This is a genomic window from Frankia casuarinae (assembly GCF_000013345.1).
GTDB classification, from domain to species: Bacteria; Actinomycetota; Actinomycetes; order Frankiales; family Frankiaceae; genus Frankia; species Frankia casuarinae.
Genome location: NC_007777.1, coordinates 4,045,219 through 4,068,408, shown reverse-complemented (window position 1 = coordinate 4,068,408; position 23,190 = coordinate 4,045,219). Strand labels below are relative to the sequence as shown.

The 23,190-nt window shown below is 72.0% G+C and carries 15 protein-coding genes; 8 read left to right on the top strand and 7 right to left on the bottom strand.

Annotation, left to right across the window (positions count from 1 at the left end):
• Positions 1-2 precede the first annotated feature (2 nt).
• Both FRANCCI3_RS17265 and FRANCCI3_RS26385 read right to left on the bottom strand, forming a co-directional pair.
• On the bottom strand, positions 3-689 hold the full coding sequence (locus FRANCCI3_RS17265; protein WP_235186952.1) for a hypothetical protein: 687 nt from the start codon (positions 687-689) through the stop codon (positions 3-5).
• A gap of 177 nt (positions 690-866) precedes the next feature.
• Entirely contained in the window at positions 867-1,478 is a 612-nt protein-coding gene (locus FRANCCI3_RS26385) for a hypothetical protein (protein ID WP_139140041.1), read from the bottom strand.
• Between the two features lie 109 nt (positions 1,479-1,587).
• On the opposite strand from FRANCCI3_RS26385, the gene FRANCCI3_RS28290 reads away from it, so the two are divergent.
• The 3 genes from FRANCCI3_RS28290 (at position 1,588) to FRANCCI3_RS17245 (ending at position 6,150) form a co-directional block, all read left to right on the top strand.
• Positions 1,588-2,529: a hypothetical protein gene (locus FRANCCI3_RS28290; protein ID WP_023841520.1), complete on the top strand. Its 942-nt coding sequence runs from the start codon at positions 1,588-1,590 to the stop codon at positions 2,527-2,529.
• A 112-nt stretch (positions 2,530-2,641) separates the two neighbouring features.
• A complete protein-coding gene (locus FRANCCI3_RS17250; RefSeq protein ID WP_011437798.1) occupies positions 2,642-5,338 on the top strand; it encodes a WD40 repeat domain-containing serine/threonine protein kinase in 2,697 nt (898 codons plus the stop codon).
• A 374-nt stretch (positions 5,339-5,712) separates the two neighbouring features.
• Entirely contained in the window at positions 5,713-6,150 is a 438-nt protein-coding gene (locus tag FRANCCI3_RS17245) for an SsgA family sporulation/cell division regulator (RefSeq protein WP_011437797.1), read from the top strand.
• A 131-nt stretch (positions 6,151-6,281) separates the two neighbouring features.
• Here the strand turns inward: FRANCCI3_RS17245 and FRANCCI3_RS28285 are convergent, their stop codons facing one another.
• The 5 genes from FRANCCI3_RS28285 to FRANCCI3_RS17220 all read right to left on the bottom strand — a co-directional run bounded on the left by FRANCCI3_RS28285 (position 6,282) and on the right by FRANCCI3_RS17220 (position 10,915).
• A complete protein-coding gene (locus FRANCCI3_RS28285) occupies positions 6,282-6,587 on the bottom strand; it encodes a hypothetical protein (protein ID WP_011437796.1) in 306 nt (101 codons plus the stop codon).
• A gap of 177 nt (positions 6,588-6,764) precedes the next feature.
• Complete coding sequence (locus FRANCCI3_RS17235; RefSeq protein ID WP_011437795.1) at positions 6,765-7,811, bottom strand: aldo/keto reductase; 1,047 nt, start codon at positions 7,809-7,811, stop codon at positions 6,765-6,767.
• A 307-nt stretch (positions 7,812-8,118) separates the two neighbouring features.
• Positions 8,119-9,132 carry an alpha/beta fold hydrolase gene (locus FRANCCI3_RS17230; RefSeq protein WP_082456772.1) on the bottom strand — a complete coding sequence of 338 codons (1,014 nt, stop codon included), beginning with the start codon at positions 9,130-9,132 and terminating at the stop codon, positions 8,119-8,121.
• Between the two features lie 389 nt (positions 9,133-9,521).
• Positions 9,522-10,229: a hypothetical protein gene (locus tag FRANCCI3_RS17225; RefSeq protein ID WP_023841518.1), complete on the bottom strand. Its 708-nt coding sequence runs from the start codon at positions 10,227-10,229 to the stop codon at positions 9,522-9,524.
• A gap of 98 nt (positions 10,230-10,327) precedes the next feature.
• The gene (locus tag FRANCCI3_RS17220; protein ID WP_023841517.1) at positions 10,328-10,915 is read right to left on the bottom strand and encodes a hypothetical protein; all 588 of its coding nucleotides are present in this window, start codon (positions 10,913-10,915) and stop codon (positions 10,328-10,330) included.
• Positions 10,916-11,259: 344 nt separating this feature from the next.
• Here FRANCCI3_RS17220 and FRANCCI3_RS17210 point away from each other — a divergent pair, with 344 nt between their 5' ends.
• Genes FRANCCI3_RS17210 through FRANCCI3_RS17190 form a run of 5 tightly spaced genes read left to right on the top strand, consistent with a single transcriptional unit; the run spans position 11,260 to position 23,120 of the window.
• Complete coding sequence (locus FRANCCI3_RS17210) at positions 11,260-13,464, top strand: PP2C family protein-serine/threonine phosphatase (RefSeq protein ID WP_131728931.1); 2,205 nt, start codon at positions 11,260-11,262, stop codon at positions 13,462-13,464.
• Entirely contained in the window at positions 13,464-14,834 is a 1,371-nt protein-coding gene (locus tag FRANCCI3_RS17205) for a vWA domain-containing protein (protein ID WP_011437791.1), read from the top strand. Before FRANCCI3_RS17210 ends, FRANCCI3_RS17205 begins: the two co-directional genes overlap by 1 nt.
• Before the next feature lie 17 nt (positions 14,835-14,851).
• Complete coding sequence (locus FRANCCI3_RS17200) at positions 14,852-16,741, top strand: FHA domain-containing protein (RefSeq protein ID WP_011437790.1); 1,890 nt, start codon at positions 14,852-14,854, stop codon at positions 16,739-16,741.
• Positions 16,738-17,862, top strand: coding sequence for a protein kinase domain-containing protein (locus FRANCCI3_RS17195; protein ID WP_011437789.1), 1,125 nt, complete (start codon positions 16,738-16,740; stop codon positions 17,860-17,862). The genes FRANCCI3_RS17200 and FRANCCI3_RS17195 overlap by 4 nt, the downstream gene beginning before the upstream one ends.
• Complete coding sequence (locus FRANCCI3_RS17190) at positions 17,859-23,120, top strand: hypothetical protein (protein ID WP_011437788.1); 5,262 nt, start codon at positions 17,859-17,861, stop codon at positions 23,118-23,120. The genes FRANCCI3_RS17195 and FRANCCI3_RS17190 overlap by 4 nt, the downstream gene beginning before the upstream one ends.
• Positions 23,121-23,190: the final 70 nt, after the last annotated feature.

Below are 23,190 nucleotides of genomic sequence, written 5' to 3'. Positions count from 1 at the left end.
GGTCAGCCGCGCCTCGTCGTCGGGACCAGTTGGGGCAGCAGGGCTCCGAGCCCGAAGCAGACGGCGGTCGCCGTGATGGTGATGCCGAAATCACTGGGGATGCCGGGCGACAGCAGCCGGGTGGCTGAAAGCGCGAAGATGACGAACAGGCCGACCCCGCAGCCGGCGGGCACGAACCGCAGGCCGCGCTGCCACCAGGTGGCCGGCACCGCATGGCGACCGAGCGGGAGCAACGCGACGGCCCAGAGCAGCCCCATCAGGACGACAAGCCCGAGGCCGAACAGCCCGTAGATGGACAACAGCGATCCGTGGATGTCGGCGGTTCCCGCTACCCTGGCCACTGTGTGCAGGTCCGCGCCCCGGATCGCCACCTCCACCGGCATCAATCCGGTGGCCCGACCGTCGAGGTCGCGCACATCCAGGTCGACGGTCCAGTTCGCCGATCCGCGGGCCGGGATGGTTGTGCGCACCCGGGTGTCGTAGTCGAAGAAGGTGAGGCCGAGCACGGTTCCGCTCAGCCGTACCGAGTCGACGGGGACATTCGACCGGGTCAGGTTCTGCACGCTGACCACCACGCGGGCGACCGCACTGGCTTCGAGGACCACGTTGTCCTCACCGAGGGGCTGACCGTCGACGGTGACGCCGAGTTCCACCCCGCCGCCGTCCGCCGCATGGACCGGAGACGCCATGGGTAACATGAGCCAACTCAGGCACGCCGTCAGGCAAACGGCGACGAAAATACTTTCCCGCGCCGACTTCTCCGTCGGCAATCTGACATTCACCGCTTCCCCCCGTGGCCCGGATGACCGGCAACGCGACTGTTATCCTATCGATCGTCGTAGGGCGGGACTTCCGCCTAACGTGCATCACGTTGTCTCCGCCGGTCCGGGGCAGGCCGCCGGCAACGGGCGTGTTGCCAGCCGCACCCGGGGGGGCGCTCTGGTGTCTGGCCAGCGAGTATCTGGTCGATTCGTGCCACGGCCGTCGCGCGGTCTGGTATCGACGGTGTTTGTCGTTGTGTTTTTCTTGGTCAGCGGGGCCGGCGTCGCCACGGCGATGGTCAGTCCCGGGACGTCGACCGGCACGTCGTCGGAGTCCATCTCCCCGTCCCGGTCCATCCCCCCGTCCCCGCTGCCGTCCCCGTCCCCAGCCCCGACCCGGTCCGCATCCCCGTCCCCGCTGCCATCCGCGTCCCCGTCCCCGCTGCCGTCCCCGACCCGGTCCATCCCCCCGTCCACGTCTCCGCTGCCGTCCACCTCCCCGTCCCGGCCTCCCATCCCGAATCCGGCGCCGAACCCGGAGACCCCCAGCGGTACCCCGTCTCCCCACTCCGATCCGAGTGCGACGAGCTGCCCGTCGGGGACGACGACGGACGCTGGTGGGCGCTGCACGTCCAGTTCGCCGACCTGCCCGGCCGCAGCCACGCGCAATGCGGGTGGCCCCTGCGACCAGCACGGTCCGACCTGCCCACCGAGCACGCCTCGATCGGCCGACGCGGCGGCGTCATCACCGCCGAACGGTGCCTGCCCGCAACCCCGGTGCACCTCCGGGCCGGCGTCGACGTCAACGCCGGGGACGGGTACAGGGATGGGGACAGACAGGGGATGTGCTGACGGCGATCCCCGGCACTGCGCGACGCCCGCCCCCGCGTTGCCGCTCGGCCTGGTCGATGGGACGCCCTGCCCCACGGAGGGCACGAAGACCACGCCACCTCCCATCACCTCGTCCCCGGTCACCGACTCCACCAAGCCGGGCTCCAAGGGGGAGAAGGAGACCTCGGTTACCTGTCCGGACGGCTCCGTGCGCCGATCGGCCGACCAGTGCCCCCTGCCGCAGAAGGCCTGCCCTGGGTCGGTGGTCGGCGTCGCCGTGGGCGAAGCCTGCCCGCCGCCGCGGCCATCCCCGCCGGTCCCGGTCGTCTGCTGGGACGGTTCCGTGCGCGCGGCGACGCTCGACTGCCCCGCCGGGCGCCGGCTCTGCCCCGGCGGCCTCGCGGTTCCGCTGGACGAGCAGTGCGCGGCACCCACCCCGTCCCGCTGCCCGAAGGGGACGGTGCGCGTGCTGGGCGTATGCACACCCGTGTCCGAGCCCGGCGTGTCCGAGCCGGATGTGGGGAAGCCGGATGTGGGGGAGCCGGTGGCACGCGAGGCACGTCCCGGTGAGCTGTTGTTCGACCGGAGCGCCGTGACGGCCGGAGATACGCTGTTCGCCCGGGGTGCCGGCTGCAGACCCGGGTCGCAGGCCGTGCTCACCGCGGGCGGCGAGCTGGTCGGACGGACCGTCGCCGACCAGGACGGCACGTTCGAGACCGTGGTCCAGTTCGCCAGCTTCCGGCCGGGTTACCGTCCGGTCACCGCCGCCTGCGGAGCTAACCTCTCCGCCGGTATAGACATGGTGCTGGTCTCCGCGGACACCAGCGCTTCGCCTTCGTCGGTGCTGCTTCCGCTCTTCCTGGCGCTGTCATTCCTGGCCGTGCACTACCAGATGGCGGCCCGTGGACGTCGGCGTGCCAGGTCGCAGCGTCGCTAGGTGCCAGGCGCCGCCGGGCATTACCGGGCGTTGCCAGGCGCGGGTGGCCTGCTGACCGACAACCTCGGGATCCTCGACAACCTCGACAACCTCGGGCGGGAGTGATCAGCTAATGTCCCACCCACCCGGCCGGAGTGGACCCGCGGACGGACCCGCGGATCGTGCTGCCTCCGAACCGACCGAGGTCGGTCCCTACCGGCTGGTGCGGCGTCTCGGCGCGGGTGGGATGGGGACCGTCTACCTGGGGGAGAACGCCGCCGGTGGTCTGGTCGCGGTCAAACTGATCCGGGCGGATCTCGCCCGGTTGGCCGAGTTCCGCAGCCGGCTCAAGCAGGAGGCCGACAACGCCCGGCGGGTCGCTCGTTTCTGCACCGCGGCGGTCCTCGACGTCGACATCACCGCCGATCCGCCTTATCTGGTGACCGAGTACGTCGACGGGCCGACGCTGTCCGAGGCGGTTGGCACGCGCGGCCCGTTGACCCCGGCGGAGCTTCATCAGCTGGCGGTGAGCATGACCACCGCGCTGATGGCGATCCACCGGGCCGGACTCGTGCACCGGGATCTGAAGCCGTCCAACATCCTGCTGTCCCGGCTCGGGCCGAAGGTGATCGATTTCGGTATCGCGCGCGCCCTGGACTCCGCGACGGTACTCAGCGGGGATCGCCAGCTCGGGACGCCGGCGTTCATGGCGCCGGAACAGGCCCTGGGCGAGCAGGTCACCTCGGCGGCGGACGTGTTCGCCTGGGGCGGTGTCCTCATCTTCGCCGGGACCGGTCGTTACCCGTTCGGTAACGGCCCCGCTCCCAGCGTGCTGTACCGGACGGTCAACGATCCTCCGACGCTTGACGGCTTCGAGGACAGCCTGCGGCCCCTGGTCTCCGATGCGATGCGCAAGGCAGCGGCGGAGCGACCCACCGCCGAGAAGCTCTACGCGCGCCTTCTGGACCTACGTGTCGAAGCCCCGATGGCGGTCAAGGGGCTGTCCCTGTCCGAGGTGACCGCGCTGATCCGGCCGCTGAACACGTCCCCCGGCGGCGCCTCCGGAACGTCGGCGAGCGACGCCGACCTCGCGGGTCCGATCACGCCCGTCACCGGCCATCAGCCGATCGGACCCCCGCCGCCGGCGAACCTGATCTCGTTCCCGGGGCCGGGCATTCCCGGGGCACCAGCCCGGTCCGGCCCGTCGTCGGTTCCGGGCCCGTCGTCGGTTCCGGGCCCGTCGTCGGTTCCGGGCCCGACCTCTTCTCCCGGGCTCGGGTCGTCCTCGTCGGGGAGCGAGGCGTCACCGTCCGGGCCGGATGCCCGCTGGCTGCCGGGCGCAGGCTCGTCGTCCCGGTCCCGGGACTTCGCCGATGCTCTGGTGACGGTCTGGACCGAGGACGAACACAGCCAGGACCCCGGGCGAGGAGCGTCCCCGTCGTCCTCGTCGTCCTCGTCTCAGCGGTCGTCCTCGTCTCAGCGGTCGTCCTCGTCGTCGCGGAGGTCCTCGTCCGCCGCGCCACCGGGCGACCGGGCCCGCAACCGACGTCCGCTGATCATCGTTGCCCTGGTGGCCGCCGTCACCGTGCTCGTGACGACGGTCGCCATCGTGTCCACCAGGGGCGGGGGCTCGCGGACCGAGATGAGCGTGCCTGAGGCGGTCGCCGAGCGGGCGCTGCTCCTCCAGGACGGCGACACGGGACTCGCTCGCCGGCTCGCGCTCGCGGCCTACCGCGCCGAGCCGCACTCGGCCAGGACCCGGAGCGCGATGATCGCGCTGTTCGGTGCCGGGATCACCCCGACCACCATCCCCGTCGGGACCGGTGCCCTGCTGGCGCTCGCGGTGAGCCCGGACGGGCACTGGATCGCGGCGGGGAGCAACAACGGAACGGTCACGTTATGGGAAGTCGTCGGTCGGACCGAGCTGGTCCGGCGCACCTCCGTCTCGGTGCCGAGCCGCAGCTGGATCGAGTCGCTGGCGTTCAACCGGGACGGTGGCCTGCTCGCCGCGGGCCATTCCGACGGCACGATCCGACTGTGGAACCTGCACGACCCCGACCAGATGGTCCGATGGTCAACCATCCAGGCCCACACCGACGCGGTGCAGTCGGTGGCCTTCAGCCCGGACAGCAACACTCTCGGGTCCGCGAGTGCGGACGGCATCGTCGCGCTGTGGGACGTCACGGACCCGGCGCGTCCGAAGCAGCGCGTCCGGGCGGACGGTCAGACCGGGGGAGTGCGCTCGATGGCCTTCGCGCCTAACGGCACCCTGCTCGCGTTCGCTGGTGAGGACGGCACCGTCCATCTGTGGAACATCCGGGACGCGGCGCGGCCGACCGCGGGTGGAATCCTGCGCGGGCACAGCCGTGGGGTGCGGTCCGTGGTCTTCACCGGCGACGGAGGCGTTCTGGTCTCCGGCGGCGTCGACGCCACGGTGCGCCTGTGGGAGGTGCGGTATCCGGACAATCCCGCCCGTGGCGTCGCCACCGGCTCGCTGGGCGGGATCCAGAGCGTGGCCTTCGAGCCGGGTGCCGACGTCGTCGCCTCCGCCGGCGATGACGAGACGGTCCGGCTGACCGACATCTCCCGTCTGGACACGCCGATCCTGCTGACCCAGTGGCACGGGCACACCCAGCCGATCAGCGCGATCGCCTTCGTCTCCGGCACGGGCGTCGTCGTCTCGGCTGGTCACGACGGGACATTGCGGCTGTGGGACGCCGAGCCCGGCCGGCTCGCGGACACCGCGTGCGCCGATCCGGCGAACCGGATCACCGCCGGTGAATGGAGCACTGCCTTCAGGGATATGGGCTACCGGGCTCCCTGCGGCTGACGCTACCGGGCTCCCTGCGGCTGAGTTGACGACGGGCCGGCCGGTGGGGGCGGATGGTCCTGACGGTCTGGGCCGACTCCCTCCCACCGGTACGACGGCCAGCGTCGACACCCGTCGGGCCAGTGACGAGGTCATCGCCGCACCCGTCGGCGGACTCGGCCGGAATCTCTCGACGTGGGGTCGCCGCAACCATGCCGAAACCGCGACAAAATAGCGATGGAACCGTGACGTTGCGTTCACTCGCCGGCTATGCCGACCGGCCTAGCCGTGCCGGGTTGATCCGCCCGTCCAGAGAGGCCCGTCGGGTGGCCAAACCGGGCGTCGCCGGGCGCGATGCTGAACAGTGTCGAATCCGACCGTGTTGGGAGGCAGCGATGCTCCGTCACAGCTCGACGCCCGCGCATGTCGTGGCGCGCGATCTATCCGTTGACTACGTCACGGAGGAGGGGGAGCGAGAGGCGATCCCCGGCACACTCCGTTATGACCCGGCTGATCCCTTCGCCGTTGAGTTGATCCTACGTCCCGGTGAAGAGGCCATCACCTGGATCTTCGCCCGCGCGCTGCTGGCCGAAGGGATCGAGGTTCCCGCCGGGACCGGCGACGTGCGCATCCGGCCGACGAGATCCAAGGGGCAGACGGTGATCACGGTGTCCCTGTCCAGCCCGTCGGGGCATGCCGATCTCGAGCTGGCGAAGTCGAAGGTCACCGCCTTTCTCGCCGACTGCCACGGACAGGTTCCAGCGGGGCGGGAGAGCAACGGCATCGACTGGAACAACGAACTTCACATGCTGCTGCGCACTCGGAACACCTGACCGCTTCGAGTGTTCTCAAAGATATCATCATGAACTCTGGTGATGACGATTCCGGGCGGGGGTACCGGTCCGTTCCGCGGCGCGGATACGGGGAGCCGTAGCCGTCCCCCGCCCGTGTCCCGCGCGCCCGCTCAGAAGGTGTCGGGCGCGCCTTCGATCGGCTGCCAGACCTGAATCTCCGGGGGTCCCTCGACGCCGGCATCCCGCATGAGGGCGGCTATCTCAGGCTGATTGGTGAAGAACTCCTGGAACGCCTCCGTGGAATCCCATTCATCGAGGATGATGACCTGCCCGTGGCCGGCAAGGAAACGATGGTGCAAGGCTCCTACCTTTTGTGCCCGCTCGGCGATGGATGTGAAGATGTCTGCCTTCGATGCGAACAGCTGCTGAAGAGCGGCTGGATCGACTTTCAGGGTCACGGCGACGATGACACTCATGTTGAACCCCCCTTATGTTACCTGACTCGGGCGACTGTAGCGCATCGTCTCAGGATCCGGAAGACGGCTTGTCTGCCTCCGGAGATGCCGCGGCGCCGACCGGCTTGGCGGTGCCGTGAGTCGAGAAACGTGGCTGGTCGGGGGTGGGCATGGTCAGGCTGGTCAGTGGTTCGTCCGTCAGTGGGCCGTCCGACGCCGGCAACTCGGCCGCAGTGCCGGGTTACCGCTGTGGTGGTTGGTGCCGGCGATGTCGGTGCCGGGGGTGACGATCTCGTCGATCGCGTCGAGTGTCGCCTGGTCGAGGGTGATCTCGGCCGCCAGGAGGACGTCGTCGAGCTGAGTGAGCGTCTTGGGCCCGATGATGGTTGAGGTGACGGCGGGGTGGCTGTCGACGAAGGCCAGCGCGAGGTGGGTGAGGGACACGCCGGCCTGCTTGGCGAGGGTGGTCAGCTCCTCCACCACGGTGAAGCGGGCGGGTGCGTGCGGGTCCTCGGAGAGTGCCTGACCCTGGCGGCGGCCGAGCAAGCCCTGTGACGAGTAGCGCGATCCGGCCGGAGCCTGCTCGCCGCGCCGGTACTTGCCGGTGAGCCAGCCGCCGGCCAGCGGGCTCCAGGGGATGATGCCGATGGTGTGGCGTTGGGCGGCGGGCAGGACGGCTTCTTCGATGGAGCGGGCGAAGATGGAGTACTGGGGCTGTTCGCAGACGAACCGTTCGCTGTTACGGCGCCGGGCGGCCCACTGGGCTTCGACGATCCAGTCGGCGGGGAAGGAGGAGGAGCCGAGGTAGCGGACCTTGCCGGCGTGGACGAGGTCGGACAGGGCGCCGAGGGTGTCCTCGAGGTCGGTGTCCCAGTCGTGGCGGTGGACCTGGTAGAGGTCGATGTAGTCGGTGCCGAGGCGGCGCAGGCTATCCTCGACGGCGCGGATGATCCAGCGCCGCGAGCCGCCGCGGGAGTTGCGCTCGTCGCCCATGGGGCTGAAGCACTTCGTGGCAAGGACAACGTCGTCGCGGCGGGTCTTGATGGCCCGGCCGACGATCTCCTCGCTCTCACCCTGAGAGTAGATGTCGGCGGTGTCGAGGAAGTTGATGCCGGCGTCGAGGGCCCGATGGATGATGCGTTCGCATTCGTCGTGGTCGGTGTTGCCGAACGCGCCGAACATCATGGCGCCGAGACACTGGGTGCTGACCTCGACGCCGGTCCGGGCGAGTTTGCGGTACTTCATGGTATGCGCGGCGTGGAAACCTCCGCGTCCACGCGGAGGAGGAAACGCCGCTCACCCCCTTTCGCATCAGACCGGATAGAAGACGAGCCGTACTCGCCGGTGAAGATCCTGTGGAGATGGAGGGAGACCGAACCGACGGTAGTCGGTGACGCATCCGTCGGGACCTCCCGTCGGGAAAAGAAGCAGGAACCCGGCCCGCGAGGTCCGGGAATCCCCCACCTGCGGACGAGGGAGGAAGCCAGCCTCGCGCCGACCATAGCGGTGGGAGCGCACTCGAAGTCAACCGGTCGGCCGGCATGGCCCGACATCAGCGGATGAGATCGGTGGCTATTTGGTCGGCGCGGGTGAGGTGATCCTCCACGGCGGTCAGCCAGGCGATCGGGCGGCTCGCGTGTGGATTGTGGTCGGCACCGGCGATCACCGCGAGATGGGCGTCCGGCACGGATCGGGCGAGCGTCTCGGCGGCGTCACGAAGACTGAAGTCCCGTTCACCGACGATGACGGTGGTCGGGGCGCAGATCTCGCCCAACCGGTCCGTGAGGGACGGATAGCTGCTCAGGTCCCGCCAGAGCGCGACGATCGCGTTCGGATCCATCCGGCCGAGCCCCGCCACCGCGCGGTTCCGGCCGGCGTGGACGGCCGTCGCGATCGCCGCCGCCCCTGCCAGCAGGACGGACACGACCCGCTTCGTGATCCCGCCCGTGCCCGTGGCGGGAGCGGCCGCGGTGTCAGCGAGAACCAGGGACCGCACCCGTCCCGGATGGTTGAGCGTGTAGCGCAGCGCCACCACCCCGCCCATCGAGTGGCCGATCAGGTGGACGGCGGGCAGCCCGAGCACGTCGACCACCGTCGCGAGGTCCGCCACCAGCTGATCAAAGCTGTAACCCGCTCGGCCCGTCGTGGCCCAGCCACTCGCGCCATGCCCTCGCTGGTCGTAGGCGATCACACGGCGGGACGTGGCGAGCTCCGGAACCACCGCGGCCCAGTCCGCCGTGCTGCCGGCGATCCCGTGGAGCAGCAGGACCGGGATGTCGCCACCCCCGCCGCGGATCGTCGCCGGCCTGTCGTCCGACGTCATGGTCCGTGTCTCGTCCGCGATCTGTGTCCTGTCCGCGATCCGCGTCTCGTTCGGGGCCCGTGCCTCGTTCGGGGGACGGCCGTCCGCCCGAAGGTGGCCCGGGGGCGGGGGAGCCGGTGACCAGGGAATCTCCGGCGGGGGATCGTCGAGTGGGAAACCCTCTGGCCGTAGCTCTTCGACGTGCAGTTCCAGATGTTCCGGACCCGCCGCCACCGCTACCCGCCGCTCCACCGAGATCACCATATCTCCATGGTCGCGTCTCGCGGGGTCGGCGAGCCCCCGATCGGGTGATCGGGGGCTCGCCGAGCAGGAGACAAATCTTCGGCTCATGCGATGCGCCCGGGAAATCTCGACAACGCCGAGTGGAGCCGAGGCGTCCGACGAGGAATATCCGGATCGGTAGTGACGAGTCATACGGGCGCGTCGATCGGCGGAGCACGTGGATCGGGAGAAAGCGCGGACGGGAAGAACACCGGCGTAGAGGCGCAGGCGTAGAGAGTTAGGACGCGGGCGAGGGGGAACGACCCGGCGGGGTGCGCGTTCGTCCGGCGCCGCCCCCGGGTCCGTCTGGCTCGGGTCTGTCTGACTCGGGTTCGCTCGATCGGCCAGCCGCCGTTCGATGATCGGGACGGTTAGCCGATTCCCGCGTGCATCTCGAAGTCCAGCGCACCGATGCCGACGAGCCAGTACACCCAGTCGGCGTCGCGGGTCGGGGCGACCTGCCCGCCCGGTGGTTGGTAGCCGACCCGTCTCGCCTTCTCCAGCGCGCCCGCCAACCGGTCGTTGAGCGAGGTCTGCTTGATCCCCAGCCGGTCGGCGGCGGATTTCTTGGGACGTGGATCCGGGTTACGCAGGGGCGGCCACCGTAGATGCTGTTCGAAGACCACGCGGATCGCCTCGGTCTCCTTCTCGGAGAGGCGATCGACCTCGTTGCTCTCCGTCACTCGACGATCGCGGGCAATCCGGCGGACGCCGGTCGGCTCCGGCTCGCATAACAGCAGGTAGCTGCGCTGCGGAGTGCCGCGCAGCCAGACCGCGGTCGGCCGGTCGGTCACCGACACCAGCCCGCCCTGCTCGACGGGATACGTCGGCTGTCCCCAGTTCCGGACATCGGCCTGGTTCAGGTTCGCGATTTCCACATTCCAGCCGCCGCCCGGCGCGGCGGACAGGCGGGCGGCCCGGCGGGAGAGTTTCCGGTCCGGCGGGCTGGCGGACAGATGCCGGTGCGACGCGGCATCGTCGCAGACGTCGTCCGGGGCGGCACCGACGCACAGCTGGTCGGAACGGCGCAGCCGCTGGTCGAATTCGACCCGATCGTCGACGAGGAACCGCAGCCGCATGGCGAGCGAGTGTAACGGTATCCTTCCGCAGGGTCGTTCCGGCCCCTCCGGTCGTTGCTTCCCCGGCGATCTCGTCCGTGCCCGGATACCGGCGTGGGTCAGGCGTCGCTGCCGTCGACCCCGCGCACCGCCCGTGCGTGAATCTGAAACTCTTCGAGGTCGGAGCCGATGAGACGACCGAGAACCCGGATCACATCGGAGCGTTCGATTGCCACCGGGCGCCACAGGATCGCGGATTGGGCTTCGCGCAGACCGGCCTCCCGTGGGAAGGCGAGCAGGCGTCCGCAAACCCAGCTGAGCCGACGTACCTGAGTGGTAATCGGGAAGGCCAGGATGACGCCGTTCTCCACCCGCACCGCGACCACCGGGCGCCGCTTGTAGCCGGCACAGTCCGAGAAGTCGACGCGGGCATCGAGGACCGTCGCGGGTCCCAGCGACGTCCACGGAACCGGCCGCAGGTGCTTGAGGGAATTCCCGCTCGGTCGCGGCTTGCCCATCGTAGTCGATGCCGATCGGGGATGTCCGTCCGGTCCGGACGCGTAGCGGGCGAGGTAATCCGGCAGCGGCTGATCGCGCCGAGTGCGTCGGCGGGCCTGCCGGGCCCGGTCACGGGCAAGTTTCTGCAGTGGGTTGCTCCGCCTGGCCGGGACCTGACGCTGAGCGCGGCGGGAGTTGAACTCGGACACGGTGCCTCCGGAAGGTAGTGGGCCGTTGCCACCGACCGTCGCAGATGCCGCCGATGACGACCAGACCGATAGATGTCGGTTATGGCTGTCCTTTACCTGACGAGGCCGAGCGATACCGTCATATCGCGCGGACAGGCATACTGCAGATCTTTCGCGATCTTGCGGGAGGAAGGGGGGACCGTCGTGCACGTCGCCGTTGCCACGACCATGGACGCTGATCATCTGGATGATTCGGACGGTAGCGTCGGGATGTCCGCATCCCACGCCCCGGCAGATGTGATCGGGAAGCACCGTTGACCGGCCCGGACGGACCTGTGGTTTCGCCAGGCGACCCGGTTCCGGCGGTGATCACAGGGGTCGTGGGCGGGGACTCCTCCGATGTCCCGGGCGGTGTCCTGGACGGCCCGCGCGCCAGCGATGGTGGCGTCGCCGGGATCGATCCTTTCGGGGCGGTGACCGGTTCACCCGGAGCGCAGGAGGCGAACGAGCTCGGAGGCCCGGACGCGCCGGCGGCCGGGCAGGACGACAGCGACGAGCTGGAAGACCCCACCGGACCCGACGACCCGGGCGGATCCGGTGGTCTGGCCGGGTCGTCGGGTCCGGATGCACTTGAGGGTGCCGAGCTGCTCGGCGAAGCCGAAGAGTTGGACGTGCCAGACGTGCCAGACGTGCCAGACGCGCCAGACGCGCTGGACGCGCTGGACGAGGCGGAGGACCCGGGTCCGTTCGACGTGACCGCCGAGTCGGTGGAGCCCGGTGACTCGGATCAGCCGTTCCCGTTCGACGACGCACGTCCTGACGACGCCGTTCCTGACGACGCCGTTCCTGACGACGCGGTTCCCGAGGACGTCGGTCTCGACGACCCTGCCGGTCTTGACGACCCTGCCGGTCTCGACGACACACGTCCTGAAGACGCCGTTCCCGACCCTGCCGGTCTTGACGACCCTGCCGGTCTCGACGAGGTCGACTTCGACGAGTTCGACGCCGCCGCGGACGCGGGGGCCGGCGCGGTCTCCTTACGCCATGCCCCACCCCGCGTCGCCCTGCCCACGGCGAGCGCCGGACTGATCATGCCGGTGCGGGTCGAGCTGAGCTGGCCGGAACTTCCGGGACTGCCGCTGGTTGATCTGCTCGACAGCCATTCCGCCGATGCTCCCGCGATCTCCGCGGCCGCACTGCTGCGCGCCTTCGTCGAGATCGGCCGCAGCCTCGAACCGTTCCATCAGCAGGGCGTGGGGCTTCTCGCGCCGTGGAGCTTCAGGTGGACCGGGCAGAGCCTCACTCTGGCCGTCTGCGATCTGCTGGACGCGGGCAGGCACGACCCCGTCGACCCCTGGTTCGTCACTCCGGCGGGGGAGCGTGGTCCCGCCCGTGACCTTCGCCTGTTCGCCGTGGTGCTGTTCAAGGCGCTGACCGGCGAGTGGAGCAACCGGGACGCCTCGATGCTGGCGATGGCCGGGCTTGCCGCCGGCGAGTGGCCGCCCGGCGCCGACGCCGCGCTGCGGGCCTGCCTACATCCCGAGCATGGTCGCCGGGCGACCGGAGCCGGTGCGCTGGCGTCGAGGATCGCACCCTTCGTCTTCCCCGCGCGCAACGAGCGGCTGACGACCGTCGTCGCGTGCGAGAGCGTGACGGGCTGGCGCAAGGCGGGCGGCAACCCGGAAGGCGACAACGAGGACGCGGTCGGCTGGGCGAAGGTCGAGGACCCGTCGGACGGCACGACCACCGCCTGCGCGGTGCTCGACGGCATTACCGGTCCCGGTGACGGTTCGGGACGGTGGGCGGCGCGGGCGCTGCTCGCGGCATTCCGTCGGCGGTGGAAGGACGGCGAGACCGAACCGGAGCGGCTGCTGCTGGACGTCGCGCTGCCGCCGCCGCCCGCGCCGCTGAGCCGCCGGGCCGCCGCGGTGGCGGTGCTCGCCTCGATCTCCCGCGGTCGCGCCGACATCGCGACCGTCGGGGACTGCCGTGCCTACCTGCTGCGCCGCTGCGGCGACGGCTTCGTGGCCACCCGGCTGTCCAGCGAGCACAGCGTGGTCGCCGAGGCGATCGTCGCCGGCCAGGCTCCCACACCCGAGGAGCGCGGCATCGTGACCGAGAGCGTCCGGACGGCGCAGCGCGGCGCGACCGCGGTGGCGACCAGAAGGGTGCAGCTCGCCGACGGCGACCTGCTGATCCTCGCCACCGACGGGGCGTGCGAGGCGGGCGTCGACACCGCCGAGGACATTCCGGGCGTGGCCGACTGGAGGTTCTGCGACGTGCTGGAGGACCTCGCCTCGGTCGCCCGCACCCCCGCCGAACTGGCCTCGTTGCTCTGCCGTCGGGCGGAGGACCTCGGTGGGCACGACAACGCCACCGTCGCGGTGATCGCGATCCGCTCCGCCCGGGAGAAGGTGGTCGCCACCCGGACCAGACCGCGCCAGCGGGCGATGCTCACCGGCGTCGGCGAGTCCCGCGGCACCGGCACGCGCATTCACGGGGAGCCGCGCATTCACGGGGAGCCGCGCATTCACGGGGAGCCGCGCATTCACGGGGAGAAAGGAAACTGATGAACGACAGGGACCGGCTCGGCGTCGAGGGCCGGATGGACCGGGGTGTCACGAAGCCGGGTGGGGTGCTCCGGCTGACGATCAGCGTGGCCGATCCGCCGCGGGGCCGGCGGGAGGTGGCGGTCGCCGTCGCGGTCGACGCATCCCTGTCGATGCTGCATCCGGCGGCGCCGGACGCGGTCAGCAAGTGGGAGCTCGCGCAGCGGGTTCTGGAACGCGTGCACGGCCTGCTGCCCGACGGCTGCCCGCTCGTGCTGGTGCGCTTCGCCCGCGAGGCGCGAGTGATCAGCGCCGGACGTCGGCCCGACCGCCTGCCGGCCGTTGACGGCCCCACGAACAGCGACGCGGACTCCTACACCAACATCGGCGACGCGCTCGCCGTCGCCGGGCGGGAGCTGCTCGCGCAGGCGCCGGACGCGGACGTCTACCGGGTCCTGCTCATCACCGACGGTGAGGCCAACATCGGCCGCTGGCAGCCCGAGCAGCTCGCCCACATCGTCGCCGGGCTCGGCGACCAGGGCATCGGGACGGACGCGCTGGGCATCGGCGTCGACGCCCGGGACGAGGTGCTCGCCGAGATGGTCGGGGTGTGCGGCCAGACGCAGCACGTCTGGGCGGCGGCCGAGGACGTCGACCGGATCGACGCGATCGTCTCGTCGCTGATCGAACCGGTGGTCGGCGCGGCCGCGGGGCGCGGTGAGCTGCGGGTCCTGATCCGACCCGGCTGGACGGTGGAGGCGCTGCGGCGGATCAAACCGCAGCGTCACCTCATGAAGGTGCCGCCACCGACCTCGCGCGGCACCGAGCTGCGGCTGCCGCTACCCGCCGTGAGCACCGGCGAGGACCGTCCGGTCTTCCTGCTCCGGTTGCGCGCTCCGGACACACCGCTCGGCGCGCACACGATTCTTCAGGCCCGCGGCGGGGTGGTCGCCGGTGGACGGCGGCTGGCTGTGGACAGCCGGGCCGACCCGCACGCCGCGCAGCGCTTCCGGGCCACCGTCGAGGCGGATGTCTTCCCGGACGCGGAATCCTCCCTCGAACACGAGGAGAGCATCGCGGAGTTCGACGAGGAGATTGCGAAGCGGGCCAGCTTCGCCCATTCCCGGGAGAGCGTCACCGAGCTGTTCCGGAACGCGGCGCTGTGGGCGGCGGACCGCGGATTCGACGATCTGGCCGACCACTACAACGCGACGCTACGGGCCCTCGGCCAGGGTGTCGCGCCGGCCGACGCGGTGTCGGGAGCCCGGGTCCGGGCGACCCGCACCAGGACCCGGACCCGTGATCTCGTCGAGGCGGACCCCGTGTCCGGCCGGCAACACGGCGGGGCGGCGTCCCGTCGGCGTCTCGACGACGTCCTCGGCAACAGCTGACAATCGGTAGGAGTCCCATGTCCTCGACGACGGTGCTGTTCGACGTCAGTAACATCACCCGGGACGGTTCGCCGGGCAGCTTCGCGCAGATCGGTCTCGGCTGCGCGCACGGCGCACGCTGCCCGCGCCGGTGCGGCGTGACCGCGCGGCTGTTCGCCGTGGAGGCCGCCGCCCGCCGTGCCTTCGGCGCCGACGCGACCTTTCGCTATGTGGCCGACAACAGCCTGCGCGGCCTGCTTGACGACCTCGCTCCGCTGCAGCGGTACTACCGTGACGGCGCTCTGGCCTGGGCGGCCGAGGCCGACGACATCCTGCTGGAGGAGGCGAGGGCCGTCGGGGGGAAGGTCGTCAGCAAGGACAACTTCTACGGCAAACGCAACATCGACGCCCACGCGTGGATCCAGGGCGACGCCTCGACCTTCTTCGGATGGAAGGTGCTACCCGCCGCCCCGGCGGGCGAGAACGTGAAACTGGTCCGCCGGGCGATGAACCGGATCGACACCGTCACCTGGGAGCGGGCCGCGCGGCAGGACGAGGTGAAGGCGTCGGGCCTGCGGGGGCGACCGGAGGTCGTCGCCGCTGCCCGCGCCAACGCCTATCGCTGCGTGACCCCCGACTGCGTGAACGCCCGGCTGGGGCCGCTCGTGTCGCCACCGATGCGCGTGGCGGGGCGCGGCCAGGGCGCCCGGCTGGTCTGTCCGCTGTGTCGACGCCCGGTCCAGGAGATCGAGACGGATACTGGGCAGGCGGTCGGGGACGCCTCGGGCGCGGCGTCGCCTGTGCCCTCGGCGTCGCCCATGCCCCCCGCGCCGCGGGACGCGCCGGCCCCCCGGGGAGCGACCGAGCCCCTGGACCTGGATGCCCCGGACCGGCAGGCGGGCCATGGCGAACCCGGGGAGGGAAGTCGCAGGACCCTGGCGGACGCGCTCGGGGACGCGCTCGCGGACGACGCCACGATCTTCGATGCTCCCGCCTACATCCCGCCCTCGGGCACCGTGGGGGCGCCGACCATCGTCGGCCTGCCCGTGCCGTCCGGCGCCGGGTGGGATGCCAGGGTGGTGGCGGGTCCGGTCGTGCTGAGGATCGAGGGTGGCGGCACCCATCGTCTCGTGACGTTGGAGGTGGGCACCACGGTCGTCCTTGGGCGCCATCCCGACCACAACCTCGGCTCGGAGCAGCTCGTCGACGTCACGGCCGGGCTCGGTAGCAGTTACGACTACATCAGCACCCGGCACGTGGAGATCACCCTCACGGCTGCCGGCACGGCGATGGTGGTCGACCGCTCCCACAACGGCACCAGTCTGGGCGACGACCGGCTGGTGCGTGACCTGCCCCGGGAGTGGCGTTTCGACGTCCCGCTCCACCTGGCCGGGTCGCTCGTGCGGGTCGGCCGGGTCAACGCGGCTGGGACGGCTGGGGCGGCCGAGGCAACCAGGGCGGCCGAGGCAACCAGGGCGGCCGGGCGGCCGGGCGGAACAGGCTGGCGGCTGACCGTCCGGCGCGGCGACGGCTCGTCGTTCGACACCCCGAACGTGGGACCCGGTGAACGCATTGTGCTGGGACGGCAACCGAACGCCGTGCAGCGGACGGCGGACGACCTGATCGTCGTCGACGTCTGCGACCGGCTGCAGATCGACGCCGCCGGCCGGGTCTCGCGGCGCCATCTGATGGTGGGCAACGAGCGCGACGGGACGGTGACGCTCACCGACCTGTCGACGAACGGCTCGTGGGTGGGTGCCCGGCGGCTGACGCCGGGCGTCGCCGAGAGGTGGGACGGCGAGGAGCCGGTCTGGCTGGTCCGCGACGTCGTGGGTCTGGAAGTGCATGTGACGGGACCCTGGCCGGCCGGCGGGGTGCTCGGGAACGGCGGACCTGGCGGCGGTGGGGTACCCGGAGGTGGCCGGTGAGTACGGTCGCCTCTGATTTGGAGATCGTCGAACGGTTGCGTTACGGGGCGTCCTTCGCGTCGGTGCCGCGCACCTGGGGCCGTGGCCGGTACCGCTGCGTGCGTCATCTCGCCGAGGGCGGCCAAGGTTACGTCGAGCTCGCCCGGGACGAGTGGAGCAACGCCCTGGTCGTCGTCAAGGGCGCATGGTGGGGCGGCCGCGACCACGACATCAATCCCGAGTACGCCAGGACCCAGTACGAGAAGCGCTCGATCGACGTCGAGGACGCGGTCGCCGTGCAGGCGGCGCTCGGCGAGATCACCCACGGGGTGCCGGCCCTGGTGGACGTCGTCTACGGGCCCTCGCCGACCCGGCACGACCATAACGCGCTCGTGACCGGGGGCAACGAGCGGGAGGTCGAGCGGTACAACCGTGAGGCGTTCATCGTCATGCAGTTCATCGGTGACATCGGGCAGATGGTGCCCACCACGCTTGACTCCCGGGTCACCGAGTCCGGCCCGCTCAGCGCCCGCCAGGTCGTCGAGCTGGCCGACCAGATCAGCGCCACGCTGGAGGCGATGCACACGATCCGACCGCAGCGGCTCTACCAGCACGAGGAACGGATCAGGGGGTACTGGGTCCACGGCGACGTCAAGCCGGAGAACATCCTCGTCGCTGGTGACCCACCCCGGTACTCGCTCGTCGACCTGTCGACGGCGGCGATCGTCGAGCCGTCGGCCAAGGTCATGCCCACCACCGCGACCCCGGGCTACGCCCCGCCGGGAGCCGAGCCGCTCAGCCCGCAGTACGACCTGCACTGCCTGGCGGCCACCCTGCTGTTCGCGCTGACCGGTGACCGCCCGGATGACTGGCTCGGCGGGGCGACCGAGGCCAGGTCGGCCGCGGACGCCGCCGGTTCCCGGGCTGATGCCGAGGCGCGGGACGAGAAGCTGCGGCAGCTGCGGGGTGAGCTCGCGGCCCGTCGCGTGCACCCCATGCTGATCCGCTTGATCACCGACTGCCTGCCCGCCGATCCGCGTTTCCGGCTCGGCACCGCCACCGTGCTACGCGCGGAGATCGCCGCGGTGCGTACCGCGCTGGTCGCCCGCGAGGTCCTGTCGGATGAGGAGCCGCAACCGTGAGCTGGTGGAACCGGAGCGCGTGGGGGAGCCAGCCCGACGGCGAATCGAAGTCGAACCCGGGGGCGGCCCCGGACCGCGGAGCGGGCTCGAACGGCAGGGCCTTCCAGGGCGGTCGGACGGGATCGACCGGCGCGGCGTCTTCGGGTGGTGGCGGGTATTCGGGGAGCGCGGCGTCTTCGGGTGGTGGCGGGTACCCGGGCGGCACCGCGGGCCCCGCCGGCGCGGACGACTTCGACGACTTCGACGACTTCGCGGACCCCGAGCCGCTCCCCGCCGGACCCGCCGGCGCGGACGACTTCGACGACTTCGCGGACCCCGAGCCGCTCCCCGCCGGACCCGCCGACGGTGCCGCGCAGGCGCAGCGGGGACACCGCCCGGCGCGGACCGCAGGCGCGCGGTCCGCGCCGGGCGCGCCGCCGGCGGAAGTGGCGGAAGTGGCGGAAGTGGCGGACCAGCGTCCGGCGGTCGTGGGCCGCAGCGGCCGGACCTGGCGGGAGATGCCCCGGCGGATCCGCGGCGCCGGGGCCGACTGCCGGGTACGCCTGGTCAGCCTCGCCGGGCTGGGCTTCGGCGCCCTGCGTACGGCCGGCGCGGGCGGCCCGTCGACGCTACGGGTCGGCATGGAGCTGCTCTCGCTCGGCAACCCGCTGACCCCCCTGCTGCTCGACATCGTCGACGGCCCCGACGGGGTGCCCACGGGCTACGAGGCGCCCACGGGTTACATCACGAGCTGGGCGGCCGGCCCGCTCACCGACCCGCTCGAGCGGCAACGCGGCGACGACAGCATGGCCGCGCAGCTCGCGAACGGCGAGTTCGTTGCCCCCGCGGACGTCATGGACATGCTCGCCCCGCTCGGCGCGCTGCTCGACGACGCCGCGACCCAGCTCGGCGTCGTTCCCGTCGAACTCAGCCCGGATCATCTCGTGCACTGCCGGGGATCGCTGCGGCTGGTCGGGTATGGCCGCCACGGGTACGCGCCGGCCCGGGGGGTGATCCCGCCCGCGTCCGAACGTAGCCAGGACACGGTGGAACTGCTCGGCGACGACGTCCCGGCACCGGACGCCCCGCTGGAGGAGTGGCGGGCGGCGCAGGCCCGATCGCTGGCCCGGCTGATCGGGTGGTTGTCCACCGGCCGCCGACCGACCGCCTACGGCGCGGTGACGGGCGGGTCGCGGGCGACGCGCGAGCAGGCGGTGGACCGGTACCTGCGGGGCTGCGGGATCGACGCCCGGGTTGCCGACCTGCAGCCCGGCCGGCTCCGGGAGGAGCTCACGACGCTGGCCGCCGCGGCGCGGCGCGCGAAGATCACCGAAGATCTCGCCGCCTCCGACGTCATCATCGCCTACCATCACGACACCGCGGCCCGTGGCGGGTTCGGCGACCGCAACCCCCGCTTCGAGCGGGGCCTGGTCGGCGGGACGTACCTGGGCACGGTCGACCGGGTCGACCCCCGGTTCGTCGTGATGAAGCTCAGGTACGGCGTCCGGGTGTTCGTGCCGCGCTCCGGCACCGGGTTCGACGTCGATCTCACCACCGTCCTGCAGGCCGGTGAGCAGCGCCCGGTGACGGTGCGCCGTTTCGACGAGACGCTCACCCCGCGTGGCGATCCCAAGGGCCTGCGGGGAGTGTTCGCGCCGACGGGGACGGAGGTCATGACAGCCGAGCGCCGGGTCAACCCGGAGCCGGTGCGCCTCGCGGCGAGCCTACAGTCCGGGCGGGCGGCGGTCGGCGTGGCCGCCTTCGAGGCCGCGGACCTGTCCAGCCCGCTGGCCGGCCTGCTCGGCGGTTCCGGCTGGCTGCTCTGCCCGCCCGACGACCTCGCCCGGACCCTGGTTGCGCTGCGACGCCTGCGGTCCGCGCATCGGGCACCGGACGGCGCGGTGCCCGATCCGGCCCGGATCATCGCCTTCGGTGTCGACCCGGCGGCTCTGACCGAACCGAAGGTTCTGGCGAGCGCCGGCCAGCCGGTGGAGTTCGCGCTGCCGCTGCTCGACGAGGACGGCCAAGCCCACGCTCCGCGCGCCTGGCGGGACCTGCCGCTGGTCGATGACGTCTCGTTGCAGGGGCTGCGCAGGCGCATCGGAGCGACGGCGGGGCAGAGCGCGGCCCGGCGGCTGTTCGCCGCGGCCTTCGCGCACCTGCTGGTGAACCCGGACGAGAGTGCCCTCGCGGCCGACACCGGCAGCCCGCAACGCGGTGGGCGTAGCGCAGTCATGACGATGCTGCAGGAGATCGGTCGGGCGTTCGCCGGGCGGCCGGACCTGATTGTCACGGTCACCGCGGAGCTCGCCGAGCAGCAGAGCGTCCTGGCGGCCCGGGACAGCGCGAAGATGCTCGACGAGCTCGCGGCGGTCCTGCGGCCGCTGCCGGCCGAGCGCCGGATCGTCATCGACGTGATGCGGCTGGTCAGGCGGGAGCGGATCCGGCCGGAGACCCGCCGGATGCTGCTCGCCGAGACGCTGCCCGCGATCGGTGTCCTCACCGGTTGCTGGGGTGACGTCTGGCAGATCACCGCGGTCGGCCTGACCGAGCTGACCGAGGCCCTCGAACGGGTGGCCGCGACCGGGCAGGTGCTGGCCCGGGCACCCCGACTTGACCGCGACGCGGTCGTCTCGCTCGCGGTCGCCGGCGCGGCGCCGGCGGTGGTGCGGTGCGCGCCGCTGCTGCCCGTCGATCTGATCCGGGAACTCACGGAACGTGCCCGGGTGACGCCCGAGGTGCTGCGGGGGGGAACCAGCCCGGTGAGTGGGCGGCCCGGCAGCGGCATCGTCCACCGGATCGAGCTGCTCGCGCGGGCCGGCGCCGATGCGGTGCCCGGACTCACCGAGGACGAGGTCCGCCGGTTCGTGCTCGACGGCGGTGTGGACGGCGGTGTGGACGGCGGTGTGGACGGCGGCGTGGAGGGCGGCGTGGAGGAGGGCGCGACTGCCTCCGCCGAGGACGTGTCGGCCCCGGTCGCGGACCCGCGGGCCGCATTCGCCGACACCCTGGTCGTCGCCCGTGACCCGGACTGGATACCGGACTGGTGCGCGGCCCTCGCGGCCGCCGGCGGGCTGGCTGCCGACGAGGTGCGGGACCGGGCGATCGAGGAGAACCTCCTGGCCGGACCGGGTCCGGTGCCGCCGTCGCGGTGGGACCCCGACATCGCCAGGTGCCTTGCCGAACGGTGGGAGACGACGAGCCTGGCCGAGCTGATCGAGCTCGGGCGGGTGCTGGCCGCGGGTGACCTGCTCTGGATCCGCTCGGTGGCCGTCACGGTCGGGGTGTCCGTGTCGGAGGTGGTCGACGCGGCACTCGCCCAGCGCCTGCTCGGCCAGGCGCGGCCACCGTCACCATCCGACTGGTCCCATGCGGACGTCGCCTCCTACCTCACCGAACGGTGGACCGCGGTGCCGTTGGTGGCGTTGCTCGACGTGGCCCGGGACCTGACGCGGTCGAGTGTCGGCTGGCTGCGCGCGGTAGCCGACGCCGCCGCGGTCCCGGTTTCCAGCGCGATCGACCGGGCCGTCGCGGAGGGCGTCCTTGGCGAGGCCTCGCCGACGGACGCGGCGCTGCCGCCGCTGATCGCCGGTTACGTCGCCGCACGCTGGGACGAACGGTCGCTGCGGGACATCATGGCGACGGTCCGGGTCCTGGTGGACGGCGACCTGGAGTGGCTGCGCTCCTTCGGCGCCGCGCTCGGCGCGAATCCGGGCGACCTCGTCGACGAGGCCGTCACGGCGGGCCTGCACCAGGCCGACCCGCCGCCCGATCCCGTCTGGTGGGCCGATCCGCGCGTCGTCGCGTTCGCGCGATCCCGGTGGGGCGTCCTGCCGCTCGACACCCTGCTGAAGATCGTCCGATGCCTCGCCGTCGAGGACATCGTCTGGACCACGCAGTTCGCCGAGCTTGTCGCGGCGGACCCGTCGACGGTGATTGAGACCGCCTTCCAGGAGAACCTGCTCGGCAGGCCGGGCATGTCGGCGTGGGCGGTGGCCCTGTTAGACGACGACGTCGTCGGGCTGTACCTGTCCCGGCGTTGGGGCATCCATCCGCTCGCCGAGACCCTGAACAGGGCCAGCCTGATCGGGGCGGCGCGCGACTGGCTGGTCCGGCTCGCCCGGATGTCCGGACAGGACGTGGCCGACGTGCTCGACACCGCGATCGCGGAGGGCGTCCTGCGCCGCGGGGCGCCCTCCGCGCCCCCCTCGCTGGAGGGTGTCTCCGCGCCCTATCTGGCCGCCCACTGGGGCACGATGCCGCTGCCCCGGCTGCTCGTCGAAGCGGCGCGCGCGGCCCGGGGCGAGTCGGACCCCACGGGACCCCTCACCACCGGTCCGGCGGGGCCGGCCACCACGGGTTCATCCGGTTCATCCGGTTCGTCCGGTCGGGTTGCCGGTTCGTCCGCGTCCTTCGCGGCGGAGGTCGCGTCGCTGGTCGCGCTCGACCCGGCTACCGTCGCCGCGACCTGCGGTGCCCGCCTGGTGCGGGTGGCCGCCGCGCTGCACGGGGCGCCGCGCCTGGTGTCGGCGCTGGGCGCGTTGGACCCGCCCGCCCGGGCCTGGTTGTTGGCGGTCGCCGACCTGCTGCCCGCGGGCGCGGCCGAGGTGGATCTGGCCGTCGCCGCCACCACGGACGACCCGGTCGCCGTGGTCGGCCTGGCTCTGGAGCACGGCATATCGGTGACCGAGGCCGCTGCCGCGGCCGCGTGTCTCGGCCGGGTACCCGAGGCCGACCGGCCGGTGCTCGCGCCGCTCGGGGGGCTGCTCGCCCGGATACCCGTGGCCGTGCTGGCGACACTCGCCTCGCTCGACCTGGAACCCGCGGTGCGCCGGGCCCTGGCCGACGTCGAACAGGCACATCCGGGCGCCGTGGACGTGGTCGCGCGGCACGGGGCGTCGGCGGCGACCATTGTCACCGGGCCCCGGTCGCAGGCGATGATCTCGCTGCTGCAGCGGATCGAGCCGACACCGGGACTCGTGCCGTGGATCCTGACCGCGGGTCCCGAGGCGGCGGTCGCGGTCGCCACGGCCGGTCCCGGTGTCATCGACGTCGCCGCCCGGGCCGCCGACGCCTGGCGGCGCGGCGACGTCACCGGCCCACTCGCCGCAATCAAGGCCGCCTGGGAGGCGACCGGCCCGACGGACCGGGTCTGGCCCGTCCCGGCCGCGGGCGTCAGCCGCCGGGGTGACAACCTCATCCGGCTGGCCATCACCGTCTATCCCCTCGCGGCGCGGGGACGTTCGGCCAGTGAGATCCTGAGCATCCTCGCGCGCTGACCCGCGGCCACCCCGCCCGCTACCCGCCCGCCCACCCCGCTGTCACGCATGCCGCCGTCACGCACGCCGC